Source organism: Actinosynnema sp. NPDC050436 (genome assembly GCF_040655415.1).
Lineage (GTDB): Bacteria > Actinomycetota > Actinomycetes > Mycobacteriales > Pseudonocardiaceae > Actinosynnema.
In genome coordinates this window covers 316,925-340,671 of the sequence record NZ_JBFAJV010000009.1, presented here as the reverse complement: position 1 = coordinate 340,671, position 23,747 = coordinate 316,925, and the positions used below count along the sequence as shown (strand labels likewise).

Here is a 23,747-nt window from a genome sequence, read left to right as displayed (position 1 = left end):
ACCCCGCCCGCGCGCGTCCGCCGCGATCCTCGTTGTGCGAGCGCACCACGACCATCCCGTTGGTCCGCACCGGTCCGGCGTGCCGCGCGAGCCCGGGACTTTCGGGAACCCCGCGTGCCCGGCCGTCCCCGATCCGCCGCCGACCCGGGAAAACGGCACCACCGCGACCGCATGATGCCCGGTGTGGACGCTGTGCGAACCGCCCTGGGATCGGGGACACCGCTCGTGTCGGTCACCGGTCCGACCGGGATCGGCCGGACCGCCTTCCTCGCCGCGCTGGCCGACGACCTGGCGCGGCGCGGCACGCGCGTGACGACGATCCGCTTCACCCGCGACGGCGACCCCGTGCCGTCCGGCGGCTCCGGCACCGACGCGGTCCGGGCGGTGGTCGGCCCGGTCGTCGGCGCGCACCGCTACCCGGAGGTCGCCCGCCGGGCGGCGGCGTCGGCCGGCTCGGACCTGCTGCGCGGCACCGGCCCGGCCGTGGTGCTGGTCGACGACGCCCAGTGGCTCGACCGCGACTCGCGCGCGGTGCTGGAAGCGCTGGCCCGTCGGCTGGCCGGCACGTCCGCCGGCTGCGTGTGCGCGGTCCGCACCCCGATGCCGGGCGAGGACGCCGCGTGGTGGCGCGGGCTGCGCGCCGCCGGGCTGCTGCACCCGGTGCGGTTGCGGCCGATGACCGGCGCGCAGGTCGCCGGGCTGCTCGCGGCGGAGACCGGTGCCGTCCCGGACGCCGGGCTGGTGGACCACGTCCTGGTGCTGACCCGGGGCGTCCCGGCCGCCGTGCGCGACGCGGTCGCGGCGCTGCGGCGCGGCCGGTCCCTGTCGGTGGTGGCCGGCCGCGCGCACCTCGCGCCGGGCGTCGGCCGGTGCGCGCCCGCGCGGGACAACGAGTTCGTCCGGGCGATCACCGCCCTCGGGCCGCAGGCGCACGCGGTGGCGCGCGCGGTGAGCGTGCTCGCGCCGCTGGGCGCGGCCGTGCCGGGGCTGGTCGCCGAGGCGCTGTGCGTCACCGCCAACGAGGCCGCCCGGCTGCTCGGCGTCCTGCTGCGGGCCGGGGTCCTGCACCGGGGCCGGCGCGGCGAGACCTGGCGGTTCCCCGTCCCGCTGGTCGCCGCCGCGCTCGTCGCCGGCATGGGCCCCTTCGAACGGCGGCGGCTCGCGGCGTGCGCGGTGGACGCGGTGTGGACCGGCGGTGCGCGGTGCGCCGACCCGGACCACCTGGCCGACCTGGTGGCCGACGCGGGCCGGCTGGTCGACCCGGCACGCGCGTTCGACGCGCTGCTGAGCCGGGTCGCGCAGGCCGGCGGGCAGCCCCACCCGCACGTGCCGCGCTGGCTGGACGCGGCCGTCGACCTCGCCGACGACCGGGCCCAGCGCGTGGCGGCCCTGCGCGCGCAGGTCGCCGCGCACCGGACGCAGGGGGACCACGCGGCGGTGCTGCGCGGCGCACGGACGCTCCTGGACGACTTCGCCGACGAACTCGCGCCCGACGCGTCCCACGAACTCCAGGTGATCGCCGTGGACGCGGTCCGGAGCCTGGGCGACGTCGATGCGCTGCGGGACATTGCCGAGCACCGCCGCTCGTGGACCGACCACGCCGCGCAGAACGCGGTCACCAGGGCGTACGCGCTCAGCGCGGCCGACAGGTGGGCCGAGGCACGCGACCTGCTGGAGTCCGACGGGACCTGGCGGCACGCCGACGACCCGGCGTCCGCGCGGTCCGGGGACCTGCTGCTCGCCACGGCGGCGCTGTGGACCGGCCGCCCCGACCGGTTCGAGCGCAGCCTCGCCGAGCGCGACCGGTGGCCGGGCCGGGATGTGCCGCGCCGGCTGCTGGAGCAGGTGGACGCGCACGTGTCCGCCCTGCTGGTCACCGGCGACCTGCGGCGCGCTGAACACCTGCCGGCCGTCGAGGGCGTCGAGGTCGCGCGGCTGCGGACGAGCGGCCGGGCGCTGGTCGCCGCGCTGCGCGGCGACGTCGACCACGCCGTCGAGCTGGCCTGGCGCGGTGTCGCGCGGCGGGACTGCGACCCGGCGTCGGCCGCGATGTGCCAGGCCGTCGTCGCCCTGCTGGTCGCCCGCGCCCAACCGGCCGGCGCACGGGCGCTGTTGACCGCTGCGCGGGACGCGGGCCTGCGGCCTGCGCACCTCCTCGACTTGGCGGAGGCGCAGCTCGACCTGGCCCTGGGGCACGACGACCGCGCGACCGTCGCGCTGGACCGCGCCCTGCGGGCGGTGGACGAGCGGCAGGTGCTCGTCGGTGCCGAGCTGTGCTGGTCCGAACTGGCCGACGTGGCGCTGCGCGCCGGCGACCGGGACGGCGCGCGGCGCTGCCTCGCCGAGGTCGAGTCGCTCGCCGAAACCCTGCCCACCTCCCGCGTCCTGCTGCACGCCGACCTGCTGCGGGCCGTGGTGGAGGGCGACCGCGAGGCGGCCGGGCGCTGCCTGCACCTGGTGCGCGACCGCGACCAGCCCGGGGAGCTGGCCGCGGTGTCCGAACGGCTCGTCCGGCACGGCGTCGGCGACCCCGCGTCGCTGACCGAGGTGTACCACGTGCTCGGCGGTCTGGACGCGCTGCTGCACCGGTCGTGGCTGCGGAACCTGATGCGGGACAACGGGATCGCGGTCCCCGGCCGCTGGGAGACCGTGGCCGAGAACGAACGCGTGCTGGCCGCGCTGGCCGCCGACGGGCTGTCCAACAAGCAGCTCGCGCTCGCGCTGCGCACCAGTGAGAAGAGCGTGGAAGGACGGCTCAGCAGGTTGTTCGCGCACTCGGGCTACCGGTCCCGCATCGAGCTGTCGACCGCGGTGCTGACCGGCGGGCAGGTCCGCGACGGCGGTGCGGGTGACGTGGGGAGGGGACGCCGGAATGGGGCGGCAGGGGAGTGATCCCGTGGGCAGGCAGGGCGAACTGGCCGCGCTCCGGGCGCACGGGGACGGCCGGGGACTGGTGGTCGTGCGCGGGCCGAGGGGCAGCGGGCGGTCCGCCGTGCTGGCGCGGGCGGGCCGCGACCTGGCCGACCGGGGCGTGGTGGTGCTCGAAGCGCCCGGTACGGCGCAGAACCCGGAATGGGACCGCTACGGCGTGCACACCGTGCTGGGCGCGCTGCGCGAGCGGTTCGAGGACGTCGGCGAAAGGCTCGTCGACGCGGTGGAGGTGCTCGACCGGCTGTGCGCCGAGGACGCCTACGCCACGGCGTGGGGCAGGTTCCGGTTGCTGAACGCGCTCGGAACGGTGTTCGCGCGGATCGGCGGCGGCCGGGTCGCGCTGGTCGTGGACGACGCCGACCGGCTGCCCGCGCCCACGCCCGTGGTGGCGGCGGTGCGGCGGGCCGGGCAGCTCGTGCTCGCCTCGTGCACCACCGGGGCCGACGCGGCGCTGTGCGAGGCGGCCGACCGGGTGGTCGACCTCGGCCCGCTGCCGGACCAGGCGGTGGACCGCGTGCTCCGGCAGGCGGCGCGCGCACCGGTCGACCAAGCGCTGCGGCGGGCCCTGGAGTACGACCTCGGGCCGCTGTGGGGCAACCCCGCCACCGTCGTGTCCACCGTGGCCGACCTGCGCCGGCGTGGCCGGCTGGTCGCCGTGCACGGGCACCTGTGCCTGCGCGACCCCGGCGAGCCGATCGCGCTGCCCGCCGGGCACCCGCTGCTGGAGGAGGTGGCGGCGTGCGGGGACGTCGGCCGCGACCTGGTGCTGCTGGCGGCGTCCGACGCCGGCTTCGGCGTGGACGACGTCCCCGCGTTCGCCGCCGCGACCGGGCGTCCGGAGCCGGAGTGCGGTCACGCGGTGGACCGGCTGGTGCTGGCGGGCGTGCTCGACGCCGACCGGACGGGCCGGCTGGGCACCCGCTGCCCCGCCGTGGCCGCCGCCGTGGCCGGGTCCTCCCCGGCCACCGGTCCCGGGACGGCGGCGGCGCGGCTGCACCGGGCCATCGCCACGACGGTGCTGGACGGGGGTGTTCGGGGCGTCCGGCCCGCAGCCCTCGCCGGCCACGTCGCGGCGGCGGGCCGCACCCTGCCCGCCCGGCCGGACCTGGTCGACCACCTGCGCGAGGCGGAGCTGTCCGTGCCGCCCGCCGACACCGCCCGCCACGCCGCCCTCCGCCACGCCACGTGGTGGCACGCCCGGGAGTCACACCCCGCAGGAGCGGCGCAGCCGGTGGCCGCCGACCTGGTGCGCCTCTACGTCCGGACCGGCGATCACGCCCGGCTCGCCGCGTTCGTCGAGGAGCCGGCCGGGACGGACCTGGTCGCGCGGGAGGAGTTGGCGGCTGCCGCCGCGCTGGCGGCGGTGCACCTCGGGCAGCCGCTGCCCGCGACGGTCCGCGCCGCCGTCACCGGGCCGGACCCGGCCGCAGTGCCCGCCGCAGTGGGGTTCTGCGACCGGTGGTCGGCCGGCGCGGTGGTCCGGCTCGCCGAGGTGGAGGCGGCGTTCGCGCCGCTGCGCCACCCGGCCGCGTTGCCGACGATCGAGGGGCGCACCCGGCGCGGCCGGGCACCAGCCCCCGCCGTCGAACGGGCCCTCGCCGACCGCGACCTGGTGGCCGTGTTCGAGTCCGTGCTCGGGTCCCGCTACGGCACCCCGACCGAGGGGCCGCTCGCCGCCTACCACCGGCTGCGGGCGGGCTACGCCGCCGGCGCGTGGACGGACGCCCTCAGCGCCGCGCGGGAGCTGGAAGTCGACCCGCGCGCCGACCCGGGCACCCGCACGCGGTCGCGCCTGCTCGCCGCGGAGATGTGCGGCTGGCGCGGCGAGGACCGCCGGGCCGCTGCGTGGCTGGCGTCGGTCCCGCAGGACTGCGCCGCGCCCGCGACGCGCGGCTGGGTGGAGGTCGGCCTGCTCCACCACGCGGGCGACGTGCCGGGTGCGCTGCGGGCGGGCGTGCGCGCCGCCGCCCGCGCCCGGTCCCGCGACGGGGCCGACCGGGTCCGGCAGGACGCGTCCGGCCTGGGCCGGCTGCTGCGCCGGGTGGCCGCGATCGCGGTCGAGGCCGGCGACGCGCTGCACGCCCGGCGGGCGCGGGCCGAGGCCGAGCGCTGGTGCGACCGGGACGGCACCCCCGACGCCCGGGAGACCCTGCTGCACGTCCGCAGCGCGGTCGACGGCGACGGCGCGCCGGCCGCCGTACGCCTGGCCCGTCGCCGGGGCACCGCGTTCGACTTGGCCCTGGCCTGCCAGGAGGTCGGCCGCACGGCCGCCGATCCGCAGCCGTGGCTGCACGAGGCGCTCGGGATCGCGCGCACGATCGGCGCGGCCAGGCTCACGGCGCGCGCCCGGCGGGCGATGGGGGAGCGCGGGGTCGCCGCCCCGGCCGCCCGGGGCGGGCGCGCGGACCTGACCGGGGTCGAGCTGCGGATCATCGGGCTGGTGCGGCTGGGCCGGACCAACCGGCAGATCGCGCTCGCCGAGCGGGTCAGCGAGAAGACCGTGGAGAAGCACCTGACCAGGTTGTTCACCAAGGCGGGCTGCCGCACCCGGCACGGGCTGGCGACGTCCGGCCTGGGCGGGCGGCCGGAACCGCTCGGTGCCTGACACCCGGTGCGCGACCCGGCACCGCGCGCTCGACGCGCACCGCCCGGTCGTGCCCGGCACTACGGAGGAGCTGGAGACGTGAGCAGGAACGTCATCGCGGTCACCCGGTCGCCGGGGCCGGGCCACCGCACCATCGGCGAGGCGCTGGCGCACGCCGGCGCGGGCGCGGTCATCGTGGTCGGCCCCGGGCGCTACACCGAGAACCTGGTGCTCACCAAGCCGGTCACCATCACGGCGGAGGACGGGCCGGGCACGGTCCGGCTGGACGCGGCCGACGGCGTCGCGGTGTCGCTGCAGGCGGAGTCGGCCGCGTTGTCCGGCATCACCGTCGTGGCCGGCGACCCGGACAGCCCGGCGCTGCTGGTCGTGCGCGGCCAGCTCGGCGTGACGGAGTGCGAGGTGGAGTCCTCCAGCTGGGCGGCGGTGTTCGTCCGCGACCGGGGCACGCTGCTGATGCGCTCCAGCGAGGTGCGCAACGCCACCGGCGCGGGTGTTGTGGTCACCTCGCCGGACGGCGGCGTGCTGGACGACTGCCGGCTGGTGGACCTCGGCACGTCCGCCGTCGTGGTCGCCGAGCAGGGGTCGTTCCTGGTCCGCTCGTGCGTCGTGCGCACCGCCGCCGGCAACGGGATCTGCCTCAACGGCCGGGGCCGGCTCACCGTGGAGGACACCGTCGTGGCCGGCACCGGGAAGCCGGCCGTCGCGGTCGAGCAGCAGGCCGGGCTGACCGCGACCAGGCTGCGGGTGACCGACGCCGGCGCGATCGGCTTCTACCTGGCCACGACCCGGCCGCCGGTGCTGGAGGACTGCGCGGTCGAGGGTGCCGCCGCCGAGGGCGTCTTCGTGGACGAGGGGTGCGCCCCGGTGCTGCGCGGCTGCCGGGTCGCCGGCGCGCGCGGGCGCGGCCTGCACTTCGCCGGCCGGTCGGGCGGCTCGGTCACCCGCTGCGCGGTGTCCGGCGTGGACGGTGTGGGCATCGAGGTCACCGACCGCAGCCGGCCCGAGTTCGAGCACGTCACCGTCAGCGGGTGCACCGGGCCCGGGGTGCGGGTCGACCGGGGTGCCGACCCGTTCTTCCAGCGGCTGCTGGTGCGCGGCTGCGACGGCGCCGCCGTCGAGGTCGGCTCCCGCGCCCGGGGCAGGCTGGAGAACGTCGAGGTCGACGGCGGGCGCGGACCCGGCCTGTCCGTGTCCGACGCGGCGCGGCCCTCGGTCGCCGGGCTGAGCGCGCGCGACCTCGGCGGCGACGGGGTGCGGGTGGTCGGCGCGGCGCTGGCGCTGGCCGACGGCGCGATCAGCGGCTCGGGCGGCGACGGCGTGCACGCGGGCGCGGGCGCGGACCTCTCGCTGGTCCGGTGCCGGGTGCGCGACAGCGCCGGCACCGGCCTGCTGTTCGCCGAGGGCGCGTCAGGCACGGTGAGCGGGTCGGAGTTCTCCGGCGGGTCGGCCGACGGCATCCGGCTGGAGACCTCCGAGGCCGTGACGGTCACGGCGTGCACGGTCCGGGACAACCACGGCAGCGGCCTGCGGCAGGTCCGGCCCGGCCCCGCCGTCGAGGTCGTGGACCTGGTCAGCGGCGGCAACCTGGTCGCCGACGCCTACGGCACCGCCGCCACCGCCGACGCCCCGCCGGCCGCGCCGCCCGCCGACCGGGCCCGCCCGGCGCTCGGCTCGGACCCGCTGGAGGAGCTGCACGGCCTGGTCGGGCTCGCGGGCGTCAAGGCCGAGGTGACCTCGCTGGTCAACCTGAACAAGATGGCCCAGCGCCGGGTGGACGCGGGGCTGTCCGCGCCGCCGATGGCGCGGCACCTGGTCTTCGCCGGCGCACCCGGCACCGGCAAGACCACCATCGCCCGCCTCTACGGCCAGATCCTCGCCCAGCTCGGCGTGCTGCGCAAAGGGCACCTGGTCGAGGTCGCCCGCGCCGACCTGGTCGCCCAGATCATCGGCGGCACCGCGATCAAGACCACCGACGCGTTCACCACCGCGCTCGGCGGGGTGTTCTTCATCGACGAGGCGTACACGCTCAGCTCCGGCGGCGGCGGCACCGGCCCGGACTTCGGCCGCGAGGCGATCGACACCCTGGTGAAGCTGATGGAGGACCACCGCGACGACGTGGTCGTCATCGCGGCCGGCTACTCCGCCGAGATGACCCAGTTCCTCGCGGCCAACCCCGGCATGGAGTCGCGGTTCAGCCGCACCGTCGAGTTCGCCAACTACACGGCGGACGAGCTGGTGACGATCGTGCGGGCGCAGTGCGCCAAGCACGACTACCGGCTCACCGAGGGCGCGTCCGACGCCCTGCTGGCCTACTTCGAGGACATCCCGAAGGACGGCACGTTCGGCAACGGCCGCACCGCGCGGCGGGTGTTCGAGCGGATGACCGACCGGCAGGCGTCCCGGCTCGCGGCCGACCCGACCGCCGGTGCCGCCGACCTGACCCTGCTGACCGAGCAGGACCTGCTCCTCGCCAGGTGACCGCCCGCCGGGGCCGGCGGTCCCCGGTGCGCCGACCTGGCCGGAACGACGGTGGGAGTGACCATGGACCAGCAACACCCGGAGCCGGACCTGCCGGCCGTCGAGCAGGACGGCCGGCACGTGCTGCTGCGCCACCGCGACGAGACCGGCCCGGACCGACCGGTCCCGGGCACCGCGCCGCTCGGGCCGGGGCAGCTGCTGGTGCTGGCCACGCCCGGCGCGCACCGGCTGCCGGCGCTCGTGGCCGCCCTGCCGGAGCTGCTGCGGCCCCTGCTCGACCCCGACGTCGAGTCGGTGTGGCTCGGCGTCGCCGGCCTCGCCGCCGGCGGGGCCGCCGGGCGGCTCGCCGAGGAGCTGGGCGTCGAGGTCGTCGCCCCGGACGGCGGGGTCGTGGCCGTGCCGGGCGCGGCGCTGTACGCGGGCCACACGGCGGGTGGCACCGGATGGCACCGGTTCCGGCCCGGCCGACTCGCCGGGTTCCACGGTGCCCGGTTCCCGCTGCCGGACTGGGAGTCGTGGGTGCCGGCCGTGCCGGTGGAGGAGGCCGGCGTGGTGGCCGTGCCCGCGCCGTGCGGGCTGCTGGTGCTCGACCACGCGGACGCCGACCGGGGCGAGGCCGCGTTCCGCGTGCCGGTCAACCAGCGGTTCCCCAAGGTCGTCGTGGGTGCCGGCGGGCCGGTGCCGCCGGCGTCCGCCGTGGCCGCCCTGCTCGCCGGCCTGCCCGACCGGCCCCTGGTGGTCGTGCCGGGGTCGCCGGGTGCCGCGTCGCACGTGTGGCTGGCCGACCTCGCGCTGCGGCTGGGGCGGGACGTGGTGTTCACCGCCGGCGTGCAGGTCGGCTCCCGGACCGGCGCGTCCTCGACCGTGGTCCGCGACGCCGCCGGCCGCCGCCTCTTCCGCCCGTTTCCGCTGGTGCTGCGGCAGCCCGCGAGCGGCGGCGACCAGCAGGTCCTGGACATCGCCCCGCCGCCGCCGGGCTGGGAGCGCGACGGCCGGCGCTCCTACCGGCTCGCGGACGGGGTGGTCGGGGGCGGGGTGGTTGCGGACGTGGTGCCGTCCGGCCTGGTGCTGAGGTCGGCCGACGAGCCCGTGGACGCCTCCGCCGAGGCCGTCCCGTTCGACCCGGAGCGGTGGACGCTGACCCTGGGCACCCCCGGCGGTGTCGTCGGCCTGCCCGTCCTCACCGCCGCCGAGGACGTGCTCGCGGTCCTGCCGGCTTGGCAGCGCGCTGCCGCCCGGGTGACGCTGGCGGGCGTCCTGGACGAGCCCGGCAGGCGCGCACTCGACCGCTGGGCCGGGCCGCCGGCGCCGTCCCAGCACCTGCCGCCGGTCGCGACGACCTCGGCCGTGCCGGTGCCGACCGGATCGGTGGCCGGCTCCGCGCACCCCTCGCAGGCCGGCGCGGTGTGGCCACCGGCGACCGGGCAGGCGGCTGGGTCGTCACCGGGCTCGCCGGTCGCAGGGGCGGGGGGAGTGCCCCACGGAGTGCCGATCGCGGCACCGGCCGGAGGGCTGGTTGGGGTGCCGGTCGCGGCACCGGTCGGCGCGTCGGTTCCGCAGCGGCCCGTCACGCCGCTGGTCGTGCCCGTGCGGGCCAGCACCGCCGCCGAGCAGGCGCGGTTCACCGCGTCCGCGCGCGAGTCGTTCCCCGAGGCGCTGGCCACGGTGAACGCGGCGCTGGCCACGTGGCCGGCCATGCGCGTGGACGAGTCGGCGGGCGCGAAGGCCGACTACGTCGCCGTGTGCCTGTTCCTCGGCCGGGGCGAGGGCAGCTCGCGCGTGGTGAACGCCGCGTTGCGCGACGGGCGGGCCGGCGGGCCGGACGGGCAGGTCGCGTGCCTGACCTCCGGTGTCCGGCGGCTGCCGACGCACCGCCGGGCCGTGCTGCGGCAGGGCCGGGTGGACGAGTCGCTCGAACACCGCAGCCCACCCGGCTCGGTGCTGGTCGAACCGGGGTTCCTGGCCGCCAGCACGGACCTCGGCGTGACCGTGCCCGGTGCCGACCTGGACGTGCTGATCTGGCCGGTCTCGGCGCACCGCACCTCGGAGCTGGCGCTCGGCCGCCAAGTGGACGAAGCGGTCTTCCTCTCCCGCGCCCGGTTCAAGGCGCTGGCCGTGCGCACGGCGCAGGACCGCCCGGAGGAGGAGCCGGACGGCACACCCGCCGTCCCGAAGGTCGCGGTGCTGTTCCGCGAGCTGGCCCCCGGCGAGGAGCCCGCCACCACCGAGCTGGACGAGCGCGACCTCGCCGTGCTGGCGAAGCTGGACGGCGTGCTGACCCGGCGGCACGGGGGACCGGTGAGGCTGGTGGACGACCCCGACGCGGTCGCCCGCCTCACCACGTCCCTGGTCGCCTGGCAGCCCGACGCGGGCCGGACCTCGGCGGTGGCCTCGTGACCCGGCCGACGCCCGGCCGCGCGGCGGCCCGCCTCGCCGTCGCCCTGGCCGCCGTCGCGCTGACCGGGACTCCCGGCCTCCAGGCCCATGCCCAGCCGCCGGTCCACGCCCGGCTTCCAGCCGACGCGCTGCCGGCGGCCGGGCTTCAGGCCCGTGCCCAGCCGCCGACCACCCAGCCGACCGGCTCCTCGACCGCTCCGCCGTCCGCCACGAGCGCCCGGCCGCCGGGTGCGGTGCGGGAGCCGTGCCTGCCGCCGCCCCCGGCCGTCGAGCCGGGGGTGCCGTGGGCGCAGCGCCGGCTCGCACCGGAGCAGGTCTGGCCGCTGACCGACGGCTCCGGGGTCACCGTGGCGGTCGTGGACACCGGGGTCGACGGCAGGTCACCGCAACTGGGCGGCGGCAAGGTGCTCCCGGGCGTCGACACGACCCGGCCCGGCCGCGGGCCCGCCGCCGACGACTGCTTCGGGCACGGCACGTTCGTCGCCGGGATCATCGCCGCCTCGCCCACCGCCGGCACGGGGTACGCCGGGGTCGCGCCGGGCGTGCGGGTGCTGCCCGTCCGCTGCGCCACCACGGACACGCCCAACCTGCCCGGCTCGCTCACCCCCGAGGGCATGGCGCTCGGCATCCGGGCGGCGGTCGACGCCGGCGCGCAGGTGATCAACCTGTCGGCGAGCACCACCGAGGACCACCCCGGCCTCCGCGAGGCGGTCGGGTACGCCGAGTGGAACGACGTCGTGGTGGTCGTCTCGGCCGCGAACAACCCCCAGGGCGGCGGCCCGGCCACCTACCCGGCGGCCTACCCGTCGGTGATCGCCGTCGGAGCGGTGGACGAGGCCGGCGCGCACGCCGAGTTCTCCCAGGTGGGCCGGTTCGTGTCGCTGGTCGCGCCGGGCGTCGACGTGCTCGGGCTCGGTCCGGGCGGCCCGGGGCACTGGAAGGGCAGCGGGACCAGCTACGCCGCGCCGTTCGTGGCGGGCACCGCCGCGCTCGTGCGCGCCTACCACCCGCGCCTGACCGCCGCGCAGGTCAAGCACCGCCTGCTGGCCACGGCCGACCGCCCCGCCGTGCCGCTGCCGGACCCCGCCCTCGGCTGGGGCACGGTGAACCCGCGCGCGGCGGTGACCACCGTCCTGCCGGAGGAGTCCGGGCAGCCGGCCGTCCGGGTCTCCCCGCCGGACGCGCGCGGCGCGGACCCGGCCCCGCCCGGTGGGATCGGCCCGCTGCTCGCCGTGGTCGCGGTGGTCGGCACCCTCTGCCTCGTGCCGACGTCGCTCCTGGTCGTCCGCCTGGTCGCGGCGGCCCGCAGGCGCCGCTGGAACCGACTGCGCGTGGTGGAGATCGCCCCACCCACCGGCACACCCCACCCCTGACCGGCATCCCGCCACCCGACCCGACCCGGCCCGCCGCCCGACCCCCGGCCCGCCGCCGGGCCGGGTCTTCCCGCGCCACCGACAGCGGACCTCGCCGGAGCACCGCCGAACCCCTGCCCTGGCCGGCGCACCCCGCCCAGCGGTCTCGACGGGCGCACCCGCACAGCTCCCACATCGCCGCACCCGCCCGCCGGCCCGACACCCGTTCCCGCGTGGCAGGGGGCCACGCGGGAACGGGCGGTCAGGCGTCCGGTGCGGACGTGCGCTCCACCAGCGGGGTCTGCACCAGGCGGACGGCTCGGCGGCGGTTCACGAACTGGGCGCGGCCGGCCGGCAGCACGCGCGGTTTCAGGTTGCCGAGGAACGCGCCCTCCGACTTCGGGCAGGACAGCAGCAGCGCGGGCGTGCCCAGCTCCCACATCCGGCGGATCGCCGGGTCCATCATCGACCTGCCGCCGCCGGACGTGCTGCGCGCGACGATCACGTGCAGGCCGATGTCGGCCGCCTGCGGCAGCAGCGGCACCAGGGGTGCCAGCGGCCCGCCGCCGGACGCCTCGGCCAGCTCGAAGTCGTCGATGATCACGTAGAGCCGGCCGCCCTCCCACCAGTCCCGCCGCGACAGCCGGGCCGGGCCGATCTCCGGACCGGGCACCCGGTCCTCGAGCACCGACGCCACGCCCTCGATGGACCGGGTCAGGGCCTCCACGCCGACCGCGTACTCCAACTGGTGCTCCGCCGGGATCGAGTCGTGCAGCTCGCGGCGGAAGTCGCCGAACATCACCCGTGCCTCGTCGGTGGTGTGGTGCGCGGCGACGGCGCGGGCGATGTGCCGCAGCAGGTTCGTCTTGCCGGACTCCGCGTCGCCGTAGACGAGCAGGTGCGGGCCGGCGTCGAAGTCGTGCCACAGCGGGGCCAGCTCGGTGTCGTCCACGCCCAGCGGCACCCGCATCTCCGCCGCCGGGTCGGGTGCGGTCGGGCCGGGCAGCTCGGAGGCGGTGAGCAGCACCGGCAGCAGCCGGACCCGGGGCGCGGTCGGCGCGGCCGGCAGCGCCAGCGACTCGGCGAGCTCCACGGTGGCCTCGGCCAGGTCGTCGGTGCCGGGGTCGCCGTCGATCCGGGGCAGCGCGGCCAGGAAGTGCAGCCGGTCCGGCGTGATGCCCCGGCCGGGGATCGCGGGCACGGTCGCGGCGAACCGGCTGTTGATCTCCGAGTCGACCGGGTCGCCGAGCTTGAGCTCGAACCGGGTGCCCAGCACGTCGCGCAGCCACGGCCGCATCTCCGACCACCGGTTGGACGCGACGACCAGGTGGATGCCGAAGCTGAGCCCGCGCGCGGCGATCTCGCTGAACCGGTCCTCCAGGTCCTCGAAGTCCTGCCGGACCGTGTACCAGCCGTCCACCACCAGGAGCACGTCGCCGTACGGGTCGGTGTCGGTGTGCCGGCCGTCCCGCCGGGCCCGCCGGTAGGACGCCATCGAGTCGATGTTGTGCTCGGCGAAGACGGCCTCGCGGCGGGCCATCAGGTTGGTCACCTCCAGCACCGTCCGGGTGACCCGGTCCCGGTCGAGCCGGTTGGCGATGCTGCCGACGTGCGGCAGCCGCGCCAGCGAGGTGAGCGTCCCGCCGAAGTCGAGGCAGTAGAACTGGACCTCGGCGGCGGTGTGGGTCAGCGCGAGGCCCGCGATCAGGGTGCGCAGCAGGGTGCTCTTGCCGCTCTGCGGGCCGCCGACGACCGCCGCGTTGCCCTTGCTGCCGGACAGGTCGGCGACCAGCAGCTCCCGCTTCTGCTGCGCGGGCAGGTCGACCAGGCCCAGCGGGACGGTCAGCGTGCCGGTCCGCAGGTCGCCGACCGGCCGGGGGCCGAACTCGGGGTGGTCGACCAGCGGCGGCAGGAGCTGGTCCAGCGTGGCGGACTGCTTGAGCGGCGGCAGCCACACCTGGTGCGCTCGCGGCCCGACGTCGCGCAGCCGGGCGATCAGCACGTCCAGGACGGTCTCCGTGCCCTCGCCCTCGGCGGCCGGCTCCGGCTCGGCGACGGGCGCGGGCGGGAGCTGCGGCCGGACGTAGCCCACGCCGAACGGGACGACGTGCTGCTGCGCCGCCGCCCCGGTGCCCCGGCGCTTGGGCCGGTAGGGCGAGGACGAGTACGCGCCCTTGAACCGCACGAGGGTCTGGGTGTCCGGGCGCAGGTAGCCGTTCCCCGGGCTGTTGGGCAGCTCGTAGGCGTCCGGGACGCCGATCACGCTGCGGCTCTCCATCGCGGAGAAGGTGCGCAGGCCGATCCGGTACGACAGGTGGGTCTCCACCTTGTGGATGCGGCCCTCGTCCAGCCGCTGCGAGGCCAGCAGCAGGTGCACGCCGAGGCTGCGGCCCAGCCGGCCGATCATGGCGAACACGTCGATGAACTCCGGCTTGCTCGACAGCATCTCGCTGAACTCGTCCACCACGATGAACAGCGCGGGCATCGGCTCCAGCGGGACGCCCTGCGCCCGCGCGGCCTCGTAGTCCCGGCGGGACGCGTAGTTGCCCGCCGCGCGCAGGTACTCCTGGCGGCGGTTCAGCTCGCCGGTCAGCGCGTCCTGCATCCGGTCGACCAGCTCCAGCTCCTCGGCCAGGTTCGTGATCACCGCCGAGGTGTGCGGGAGCTGGTCGAAGCCGAGGAAGGCCGCGCCGCCCTTGAAGTCCACCAGCACGAAGTTCAGCTCCTCCGAGGAGTGCGACACGGCCAGCGCCAGCACCAGCGTGCGCAGCAGCTCGCTCTTGCCGGAGCCGGTGGCGCCGATGCACATCCCGTGCGGGCCCATCCCGTCCTCCGCTGCCTCCTTGATGTCCAGCTCCATCGGGCTGCCGTTGGCCGCGATGCCGATGGGCACCCGCAGCCGCCGCTTGGCGGTCATCCGCTCCCGGCGGTAGGCGGTCGGCTCGAAGTGGGCCACGTCGCCGAGCCCGAGCAGGCCCGCCAGGTCGTAGTCGACGGCCATCGGCTCCTCGTCCCCACCGGCCTCGCCGACCCGGTAGCGGGCCATGGTGCGGGCCAGCGCGGCGGCGGCGGTGACGCTCAGCCGGTCGGGCGTGCACAGGGGCCTGGTGCGCGGCCGGCCCAGCCGGTCGAAGCTCACCGTGCCCGCCCGGCCCGGCTCGACCTCCAGGTACAGCGCGCCCGGCCGCTGCTGCCACGGCAGGCAGCCGGAGACGTCCAGCACGACCGCGTTGCGGTAGCCCTCCTCGGCCGCGCGGTGGTCGGCGGGCACGTCGACGCCGTCGAGCACCAGCACCACGAACGGCTCCGAGGCGGTGATCGGGGTGTCGGCCTCGAACCGGGGCCGCCCGGTGAACGCCGGGCCGCCCAGCAGCCCCTCCAGCTCGCCGAGGTCGCCGGCGACCAGCCGCCGTGCGCCCGCCGCGTCCCGGTTGTCCGGGTCCTGGTTGTGCGGCAGCCACTTGAGCCAGTCCCAGTGCGCCAGCCGGTCCTCGGTGGCGCACAACGCGATCCGGACGTCGCCGGGCGCGTGCGCGGTGGCGAGCTGGCCGAGCACGGCCCGGACCAGGCCCCGCGCGGTCTCCTCGTCGCCGCTGAGCTGCACCTGCCCGAACCCGCGCAGGTAGACGGCGATCGGCGCGTCGGCGAGGGTGGAGTACGCGCGCAGGAAGCGGCGCAGCGCGTGCGCGGCGAGCGGCTCCAGGTCGTCGATCGGCTTGGTGTCGGGCGGGACGAGGGTGAGCGTCGAGCGCCGGGTGCCCATGCCGAGCCGGACCTCGCCGAAGTCGTCGTGCGCCGGCCGCCGCTCCCACAGCCGGTAGCCCAGCGCGAGGGACCACAGCGCCTTCGGGTCGGGGTGGATCCAGCGCGCCGCCGCCTGCTGCGCGGCCAGCGACGTGCGGACCCGGCCGCGCAGGTGCGACAGGTAGCGGATGTAGTCGCGGCGGTGGCCGTGCAGCTTCTGCTTGTGGGTCGCCGAGTTGCGGATGAGCTGGACGACCAGCATCCCGACCACCGACAGCAGCATCATGCCGCCGCCGAGGTAGGACATCAGCCCGGAACCGGGTCGCACGAACATCATCACCATGGCGATGGAGCCGAGCCCCATCGGCGCGTACATCAGCACCGAGCTGATCCCGCCCCCGGTGTCCTCGGGCACGACGGGCGGTTCCTGGATCTCGATCTCGTCGCCGGGCGCGGCCGGTCGGGGCCGCCGGGCCCGGCGCGCGAAAAGCACCGTGCTCACTTCGCTCTCCCTCGTGGGTGGACTTCCCCGCATTCGCGCCGGCGGGTCGACGACCGGGTCGACCGGGACCGCGCGGAGCTAGGTTTCGGCCTGGTTCGAGGTCTGTTGTCCTGGGCAGGAGGGACCTGGCGACCGATGGAAGAGCAGACACAGCATCGCACGACGAGCGCGGTGAGGCTACGGTTCGCGCTCGGCGACAAGGCCACCGACGTGGCGTTGCCCGCCCACGCCCCGCTGGTGGACCTGCTGCCCGTGATCCTCACCCAGTTCGGCACCGAGTGGGTCGAGCAGGGCGCCGACCACGAGGGGTGGGTCGTGCAGCGGGTCGGCGGGCCGCCGCTGGACGAGGACCGGACGCCGGCCGAGCTGGAGCTGCTCGACGGCGAGACCGTCCACTTGCGACCGAGGGCCGACCGGCTCGCCGCGATCGACTACGACGACCTGGTCGACGGCGTCGGCGAGCAGGTGCGCGAGCACCCCGGGGCGTGGCGGCCCGCGCACACCCGCTGGATGTTCCGGGTCGGAGCGGCGCTCGCGCTGCTGCTGGGCGCGGTCCTGCTGCCCACGACCGGTGCGGGTGCGGCGCAGGCCGTCACGGCGCTGGTCGTCGCCGTGCTGCTGCTGGCCGGCGGCGCGCTGGTCGCGCGGGGTGCCGGCGACCCGCAGACGGCGGTGGTCCTGGCCGGTGTGGCGGCCTGCTACGGCGGGCTGGGCGGGTCGCTGGTGGTGCGCGTGTTCGACCCCGGTGCCGCCGCGCCGGTCCACGCGACGGTCGCGTTGGCCGTCGCGCTGCTGGTGCTGACCACCGGCGTGGTGGCGGTGGCCGACGCGTCGACGTTGTTCACGGGGGGAATCATGTTCGCGGCCGTCACCGCGCTGACCGGACTCATCGCCTCGGCCACGGCCGTGCTGCCCCACCAGGCGGCGGCGATCGGCCTGCTGATCGCGTTGGTGGTGGGCGTCTTCGTGCCCGCGACGGCGTTCCGGCTGTCCGGGTTGACGCTGCCGATGCTGCCGACCGGCGCGGACGAGCTGGGCCAGGACATCGACCCGGTGCCCGCGCGGGTCGTGGTGGAGCGGGGCGCGCTGACGGCCGGCTACTCGATGGCGCTGCACGCCGGGCTCGGCGCGGCGCTCGCGGTGCTGCTGCCGGTGCTGGTCGCCGACGGCGGCACCTGGTCGGTGGTGCTGTCGCTGGTCGTGGCCTTCCTGCTGGTCCTGCGCTCGCGGCACCCCAGCGGCGTGGTCGAGCGCTGGTCGGTCCTGGTGCCGGCGATCGTCTGCGTGGCCGGGTGCGTCCGGCTCGCCGCCGCCGCGCAGACCGGGCTCGGCGGGCTGTTCCTGGTGTGCGTGCCGCTGGTGGTGGCCGGTGTGGTCCTGCTGTTGGCCGGCCGGGTGTTCCCGGGCAAGCGGCAGCGGCCGTACTGGGGGCGCGCGGTGGAGATCCTGGAGTCGGTGACCGCCGTGGCGGTCGTGCCGATCCTGTTGCAGGTGCTGGGCGTGTACGCCTGGATGCGCGGGTTGGCGGGCTGATGCAGTCGCGGCGGGATCAGGTCCAGGCGTACTTCTTCGTGGTGGGCAGGCTGGTGGCCGCCGTCGTGCACGGCCGGCCGGACGTGCTGCAACAGCCCAACAGGAGGCTCAACACCGGAACCTTCCTCGGTGTCGTGGTCGCGGCCGTGCTGATGGGCGTGTTCGGCATCTACGGCCTGTTCGTGCCCGGCGGGAACAACTCCTGGCGGCAGCCGGGTGCCGTGGTGATGAACGAGGCGACCGGCGCGCGGTACGTCTTCCTCGACGGCCGGTTGCGCCCGGTGCTCAACTACTCGTCGGCGAGGCTGGCGGCGGGCCGGTCGGGCGACGGCCGGATCCACTCGGTCGCCCAGTCCTCGCTGAGCGGCACGCCCGTCGGGCAGCCGATCGGCATCCCCGGCGGCCCGGACGCGCTGCCCGCCTCCGACGCGCTCGACACCGGGCCGTGGGCGGTGTGCGCGCACCCGCCCGAGGCCGGGCAGCCGAACCCGGTGGCGGTCACGGTGCTGATCGGACAAGGCGCCGAGCGCGCGCTGACCGACCGGCAGGCGCTCCTGGTGCGCGGGCCGGACCGCGTGGACCACCTGGTGTGGCGCGGAAAGCGGCACCGCCTGCCGGGCCGGACCGAGGTGGAGGCCCTGGGCTACGGCGGTGCCGGGCCGACCGCCGTCACCGCCGCCTGGCTCAACCCCCTGCCCCAGGGCCGGGACCTCGCGGTGCCGGAGACCCCCGGCACCGGGCAGCCGGGGCCGGTGATCGACGGCCGGCGCAGCGTGGTCGGCCAGGTCTACCGGGTCGGCAACCCGGCGCTGGGCACCGACCAGCTCTACCTGGTCCGGGGCGACGGGGTGGCACCGCTGACCCGGACCGGCGCGGCGCTGCTGCTGACCGCGCCGTTCACCGGCCGGGCCTACCCCGGCGCGTCCGCGCGCCCGGTCGAGGTGGGTCCGGCCGCGCTCACCGGCGTGCCGGTGTCGGGCAGCGGGCCCGACCTGGCCGCCGACCTGCCGCCGGAACCGCCCGAGCTCGTGCAGCCGTCGCCGGAAGCCCTGGCGTGCGCGCACTTCACCCCCGGCGGCACGGGGCAGTCCGGGGTCGCGGTCGGCCTGCTGCCGGCGGCGGTGGTGACCGCGAAGGCCGTGCCGGTGGCCGCGCACGTGGCGGGCACGACGGCCGACCGGGTCTCGGTGCCCGCCGGGCGGGGCGTGCTGCTCCGGGACCGGTCGGGGGCCGGCGTCGTGCACCTGGTGACCGAGACCGGCGTCCGGTACCCGCTGGCCGACACCGCCGCCGTGAGCGCCCTGGGCTACTCCGAACAGGCCGCCGTGCCGGTGGACGCGGGCCTGCTGGCGCTGCTGCCGCCCGGCCCGCTGCTGAGCACGGAAGGCGCGCTGCGCACCCGAAGCACCGACGACGAGACCGCACCCGGTCCCTCCTGAGGGATGTCCCGCCGGTTCGCCCCGCCGGCCGCGCGCGGCGGTCGCGCACCACGCCGCGAACCTACGGTGGGGGCGTCCGTCCGGGCTGGTGCGACGACCGACCGGATCGCGAATCACCAGTGAGACCAAGGAGAACGCCGAATGACCACGAGCCTCAGCCCGGCCGCAGTCAACGCGCAGGCCGCCCGCCACGTGCAGACGTCGACCACCGTCGACGGCCACCTGAAGAACTTGATCACCGACGTCGAGTCCGTGCTGTCGGTGAGCAAGAGCGACATGACCGCCGCGCTGCGCGCGACCACCCAGCGGTTCGCGGACTCGGTCCGCAAGTCGGCGTTGGAGCACCTCAACGCGATGGCGACGAACATCAGGAACGAGGCCAAGGGGCAGGCGGCGCTCGACAAGGAGCACGAGCGGCAGATCATCAACATGCCGATCGAGACCAGCCGGTTCCTCGGCGCCACCGGTCGCTGAGCCCGCCAACCCGAGAGGAAGAGGGCAGCCGCAATGGACGACACGATCACTTACAACTACAAGGCCATCGACGCCTGCGTGGACGCCATGCAGAACAAGGTCACGCTGATCATGGGCACCACCGACGACTTCACCGCCGACGTGCGGAAGATCATGGGGGACTGGCAGGGCGAGACGGCCAACTCCTACGACCGGCTCTCAAGGGACCTGCACCAGGACCTCGTCGAGCACTCGCAGCGCCTCGTGGAGCTGAAGTCGAGGCTGTACCAGGCGGCCGACGAGATGCAGCGGCAGGACCGCAAGAGCGGCGACGTCATCGCCGAGTCGTGACCACTCCGCGTGGTGCCGGGCCGCCGAGGTGGCACGGCACCACGCGGTCCGTCGGCCCCGCGCGGGCCGACACCGGGTGAGGAGTGCTGGATGACCACCAAGTTCAACGCCCAAGCGCTGAGGGAGACCGCCTCCGGCCTGGGGCGGATCATGGACGAGGCGTCCGCCTTCACCCCGCTGCGCGCGAGCTGGCCGTCGATCGGCGGGTTCGACGTCGCGCGGGAGCTGGAGGCGGTCGTGGACGACCGCCGCCGGGCCGTCCTCGCGCACGCCGCGCACCTCAAGGCGCTGCTCGACGACATGGACGCGGCGCTCACCAGGATCGCCACCGGGTTCGAGGCCGTCGACACGGGCAACGCGCGCCGGATGGGCGCGGCCCTCGGCGACGGCGACGGCGGCCACCACCGGGGCGGGCCGGCGGGGGCCTGACCCCGGAAACGTCGGAATCCGAGGACCGGACGTCCGACCGTGCGAACCAGAGAGGAGCCGAGCGGTGCCCGACACGGTGTACACCAAGGAGAACGTGAAGAACGCGGCGATCAACCTCGGCCGCATCCTCGCGGAGATGAACACCTTCACCGACTTGAAGGCGCACTGGCCGGACGCCGGTCGCTTCCCGCTCGCGCAGTGGCTGGAGCGGATCGTGGACGACCGCCGCAACGGGATCGTCGCGCACGCCGAGCACCTCAAGCTGACGTTCCAGAAGATGCAGACGACGCTGGAGCGGATCGTCGCGGACTTCGAGAACGTCGACGGGGAGAACGCGCGCAAGGTGCTGAGCATGGTCGGCCGGATGCAGAAGACCATCGACTCCGAGATCGACCAGCTCGACCGCAACACCGAGAAGGCGCAGAAGAACTTCACCCCTGGCGGTGGCGGCAAGCAGAACTCCACCGACGGCGACGGCTACAACGACAACCTCGACATCCCGTTGGGCGACGAAGAACCCGGCGGCGATGACGACGATGACGACGACGAGGACGACGGCGACTACGACTACGACGATGACGACGACGAGGACGAGAAGCCGCCGCCACCGCCGCAGGACCCCCACGGCGAGAAGTCGCCCCCGTCCACCAAGGTGCCCAGGACCTGAGTGCCCGCCACGCCGTTAAAAGTCCACTGTGGATAGACAGATCGAGGGAGGCCCGACGTGCCCGACACCGAGATCCAGGATGTCGGTCTCTTCAACTCCTCGGCCCCGGCCCTGGCCGTCGAGCAGTACGGGACGGTCGCCGAGCTCACCGAGGTGGCGGCCGGGCTGATCGGCCGGGACGGTGCCCGGGTGAGCCTGTCCGGCAACCCGACCGCCGAGGCGTGGTACGAGCTGGAGGAGCGGGTCGACGCGGCCACCAAGCGGCTCGGTGACGTCAACCAGGCGTTCCAGCGCGAGATCAAGTCGTTGCAGGACTCCCTCAAGGGCGAGGCGGGCGAGGCGTTCGGCAAGTACTCCACCCGGGTGCTGAAGAAGAGCGAGGACCTCTACCAGTCGCTGGTGTCCCGGCAGTACGGCACGACCATCGGCAACATCGGCCACGCGATCCAGGCGTTCGGGGCCGCGTGGTGGGACGCGGTGGACCGCGCGGAGGAGGTTCGCGTGGAGACGCTGGGCGCTCTCCACGCGGTGGCCACGGCCGCGATAGCCGCTGCGGAGCCGGAGGAGATCCCGGCCATCGTGGCGAAGGTCAAGGCGTCGATGGAGGAGGTGCAGAAGGCCAGCGAGGAGAACCTCGTGAAGCACCTCCAGGAGCTGCTGGCCGGGCTGGGCGACCAGTACGCGAACCGGGGCCAGGACCTGTCCCCGCTGCACATCGTCGGCGGCCGGGACGTGGGGGGCGACGGCGGCAAGGGCCTGGGCGGCGACAAGAGCGGCGGCGAGGAAAAGGGAAAGGGCAAGGGGAAGGGCAAGAACGACCAGGACGGCGGGAAGGGCGGCGGCAAGGGTGGGGGCGAGGGCGGCGGGGAAGGCGGGGGCAAGGACGACCTCGACCTCCCGGGCCTGAAGGAGTTGGGCCTGGACGACCTGGGCAAGGGCGGCGAGGGCGGGGACGAGGGCGGCGGCAAGGGCGAAGGCGGCGGACTGGGTGGCCTGGGCGGCGGCCTCGGCGGGTCGGGCTCGGACGGCGGCGCGGGGTCGGGTCCCGGCTCGGGCAAGGGCGGGAACAAGGCCGGCGTGCTCGACAAGGCGAAGAAGGCCGCCGAGCAGGCGATCGACAAGATCAGCGGCGGCACCACCGACCCGGCGGCGCAGAAGGCCCTCGGCGACGCCAAGAAAGCCGTCAGCGACGCCATCGACGGCGTCAAGGACGACAACCTCCAGCACAAGGTCGCGCCGGTCCCCACCGGGTCCGACGGACCGGGCACGGGCGGGTCGGGTCTCCCGGGGACGACCGGCAAGGGCGCGGGTGGCGACGGGCTCGACGCGGCGAAGAAGGCCGCCACCGACGCCATCAAGGGTATCGCGGACGGCACGACCGACCCGGAGGCGCAGAAGGCCCTCGGTGACGCGAAGAAGGCGGTCGGCGACGCCATCGACGGCATTGGTGCCGGTCTCCCCGGCCTCGGTGGCGTCCCGGGTCCGGGTGCTCCGGGCCCGAACGCACCGGGCAACCGCACCTCACCCGGGGTGGGCACGTCTCTCGGAGCCGGCGGCATCCCGGGCAAGGCCCCGACCGACAAGTCCCCCGGGAGCACGCCCCGGACCGTGGGCGGCGACCCGGCGGCCGACGCCGAGCGGCAGCAGCGCCAGAAGGTCTTGGACGACGCCCGGAAAGCCGCGATGGACGCGATCGACGGCGTCGCGGACGACACCACCGCCCCGGCGGCGGACAAGGCGCTCGACCAGGCCAAGAAGGACGCCGCCAAGGCCATCGACGCCCTGAAGGGCGACATGGACGGCTTCACCGGCAAGGACGACCCGCTGTCGAAGGACCCGCTGTCCAAGGGTGATCCGCTGAACAAGACCCTGGACCAGGCGAAGACCAAGGCGCTCGACGCGATCGACGGCGTGGCCGACCGCACGACCGACCCCGAGGCGCGCAAAGCGCTGGACGAGGCCAAGAAAGCAGTCGGCAAGGCCATCGACGGGCTCAAGTCCGAAGGGCTCGGCTCCGACGGGCTCAAGTCCGACCTGCTCGCCCCGACGCGGACGACCCCGCCGACCCTTTCCGGCGGACCCGAGGGCGAGGCGTTGCGGGAGGCGCAGGACCACGCGCGCAAGGCCATCGACGACGCTCTGACGCACACCACCGATCCCGAGGCGCGCAAGGCGCTGGAGGACGCCAAGGCGAAGGTGGACGACGCGCTCGGCCTCGACCGGGTGGACCCCGAGACCCGCAAGGTGCTGGACGACGCCAAGCACGCGGCGGACAGGACGTTCGACGACTTGATCCGCAAGTCCACCGACCCGGAGGCGAAACAGGCGCTCGAAACGGCCAAGGACGCCGTCGAGAAGGCCATCGACGGCGTCCGGTCGCCGGGCGACGAGTCCGGGATGCGCGACTTCCTCACCGGACGGACGGGTGGGCTCCCTCCGGGCCTCGACCTCGACAGCAAGGTCCCGGCGGGAGGGGACTCCGGCGGGGACCGGTCCGTCCCGACGCTGCCCGGAGCCGTCCCGACGTCGTCGCCGGGCCCCGACGCGCCCGGCCGCGCCCGGTTCGACACGGACGTGGCCCAGCAGCGCGGGCTGGTGAGCGCCGCGTCACCGGCTCCGGTCGGCCTGGTGCCGGGTACCGGCGGGGCCCCGCCCACCTCGCACCTCGCCACCACGCCGGCCGCGATGCAGATGGGCGGGATGCCGATGGGCGGGATGCCGATGGGCGGGATGCCGATGGGCGGCATGGGCGGTGCCGGCCAGCAGAACCCCGAGCGGGAGCCGCAGATCTGGATGCAGGCAGACAAGGACGCGTGGACCGAGGACCCGGAAGCCTCAGGCGACCCGGTCCTGGGCAGGAGCTGAC

At 76.0% G+C, this 23,747-nt stretch carries 13 protein-coding genes; 12 read left to right on the top strand and 1 reads right to left on the bottom strand.

Annotated features, from left to right (window positions below; translation table 11 throughout):
- Nucleotides 1–183: 183 nt before the first annotated feature.
- The 5 genes from AB0I60_RS23150 (at nucleotide 184) to mycP (ending at nucleotide 11,784) form a co-directional block, all read left to right on the top strand.
- Complete coding sequence (locus AB0I60_RS23150; protein WP_360732835.1) at nucleotides 184–2,892, top strand: AAA family ATPase; 2,709 nt, start codon at nucleotides 184–186, stop codon at nucleotides 2,890–2,892.
- Nucleotides 2,893–2,896: 4 nt separating this feature from the next.
- Nucleotides 2,897–5,536, top strand: a complete 2,640-nt coding sequence (locus AB0I60_RS23145) for a LuxR family transcriptional regulator (protein ID WP_360732834.1) — start codon at nucleotides 2,897–2,899, stop codon at nucleotides 5,534–5,536.
- 78 nt (nucleotides 5,537–5,614) lie between these two features.
- On the top strand, nucleotides 5,615–8,014 hold the full coding sequence (locus AB0I60_RS23140; protein ID WP_360732832.1) for a right-handed parallel beta-helix repeat-containing protein: 2,400 nt from the start codon (nucleotides 5,615–5,617) through the stop codon (nucleotides 8,012–8,014).
- Between the two features lie 63 nt (nucleotides 8,015–8,077).
- Nucleotides 8,078–10,411 (top strand): hypothetical protein, encoded by a 2,334-nt coding sequence (locus AB0I60_RS23135; protein ID WP_360732830.1) that lies wholly within the window; start codon nucleotides 8,078–8,080, stop codon nucleotides 10,409–10,411.
- Complete coding sequence (gene mycP, locus AB0I60_RS23130; protein WP_360732829.1) at nucleotides 10,408–11,784, top strand: type VII secretion-associated serine protease mycosin; 1,377 nt, start codon at nucleotides 10,408–10,410, stop codon at nucleotides 11,782–11,784. Before AB0I60_RS23135 ends, mycP begins: the two co-directional genes overlap by 4 nt.
- A 241-nt stretch (nucleotides 11,785–12,025) precedes the next feature.
- On the opposite strand, the gene eccCa is transcribed toward mycP, so the two are convergent.
- A complete protein-coding gene (gene eccCa / locus AB0I60_RS23125) occupies nucleotides 12,026–16,009 on the bottom strand; it encodes a type VII secretion protein EccCa (protein WP_360732827.1) in 3,984 nt (1,327 codons plus the stop codon).
- Between the two features lie 171 nt (nucleotides 16,010–16,180).
- On the opposite strand from eccCa, the gene eccD reads away from it, so the two are divergent.
- The 7 genes from eccD to AB0I60_RS23090 all read left to right on the top strand — a co-directional run bounded on the left by eccD (nucleotide 16,181) and on the right by AB0I60_RS23090 (nucleotide 23,746).
- On the top strand, nucleotides 16,181–17,542 hold the full coding sequence (gene eccD / locus AB0I60_RS23120) for a type VII secretion integral membrane protein EccD (protein WP_360732826.1): 1,362 nt from the start codon (nucleotides 16,181–16,183) through the stop codon (nucleotides 17,540–17,542).
- A complete protein-coding gene (eccB, locus tag AB0I60_RS23115; RefSeq protein ID WP_360732824.1) occupies nucleotides 17,542–18,981 on the top strand; it encodes a type VII secretion protein EccB in 1,440 nt (479 codons plus the stop codon). The genes eccD and eccB overlap by 1 nt, the downstream gene beginning before the upstream one ends.
- A 141-nt stretch (nucleotides 18,982–19,122) precedes the next feature.
- A complete protein-coding gene (locus tag AB0I60_RS23110; RefSeq protein WP_360732822.1) occupies nucleotides 19,123–19,455 on the top strand; it encodes a hypothetical protein in 333 nt (110 codons plus the stop codon).
- A gap of 33 nt (nucleotides 19,456–19,488) precedes the next feature.
- Nucleotides 19,489–19,785 carry a WXG100 family type VII secretion target gene (locus AB0I60_RS23105; RefSeq protein WP_360732820.1) on the top strand — a complete coding sequence of 99 codons (297 nt, stop codon included), beginning with the start codon at nucleotides 19,489–19,491 and terminating at the stop codon, nucleotides 19,783–19,785.
- 90 nt (nucleotides 19,786–19,875) lie between these two features.
- A complete protein-coding gene (locus AB0I60_RS23100) occupies nucleotides 19,876–20,214 on the top strand; it encodes a hypothetical protein (RefSeq protein WP_360732819.1) in 339 nt (112 codons plus the stop codon).
- A 64-nt stretch (nucleotides 20,215–20,278) separates the two neighbouring features.
- The gene (locus AB0I60_RS23095; protein ID WP_360732817.1) at nucleotides 20,279–20,881 is read left to right on the top strand and encodes a hypothetical protein; all 603 of its coding nucleotides are present in this window, start codon (nucleotides 20,279–20,281) and stop codon (nucleotides 20,879–20,881) included.
- Between the two features lie 57 nt (nucleotides 20,882–20,938).
- Nucleotides 20,939–23,746, top strand: coding sequence for a hypothetical protein (locus AB0I60_RS23090; protein WP_360732815.1), 2,808 nt, complete (start codon nucleotides 20,939–20,941; stop codon nucleotides 23,744–23,746).
- Nucleotide 23,747: the final 1 nt, after the last annotated feature.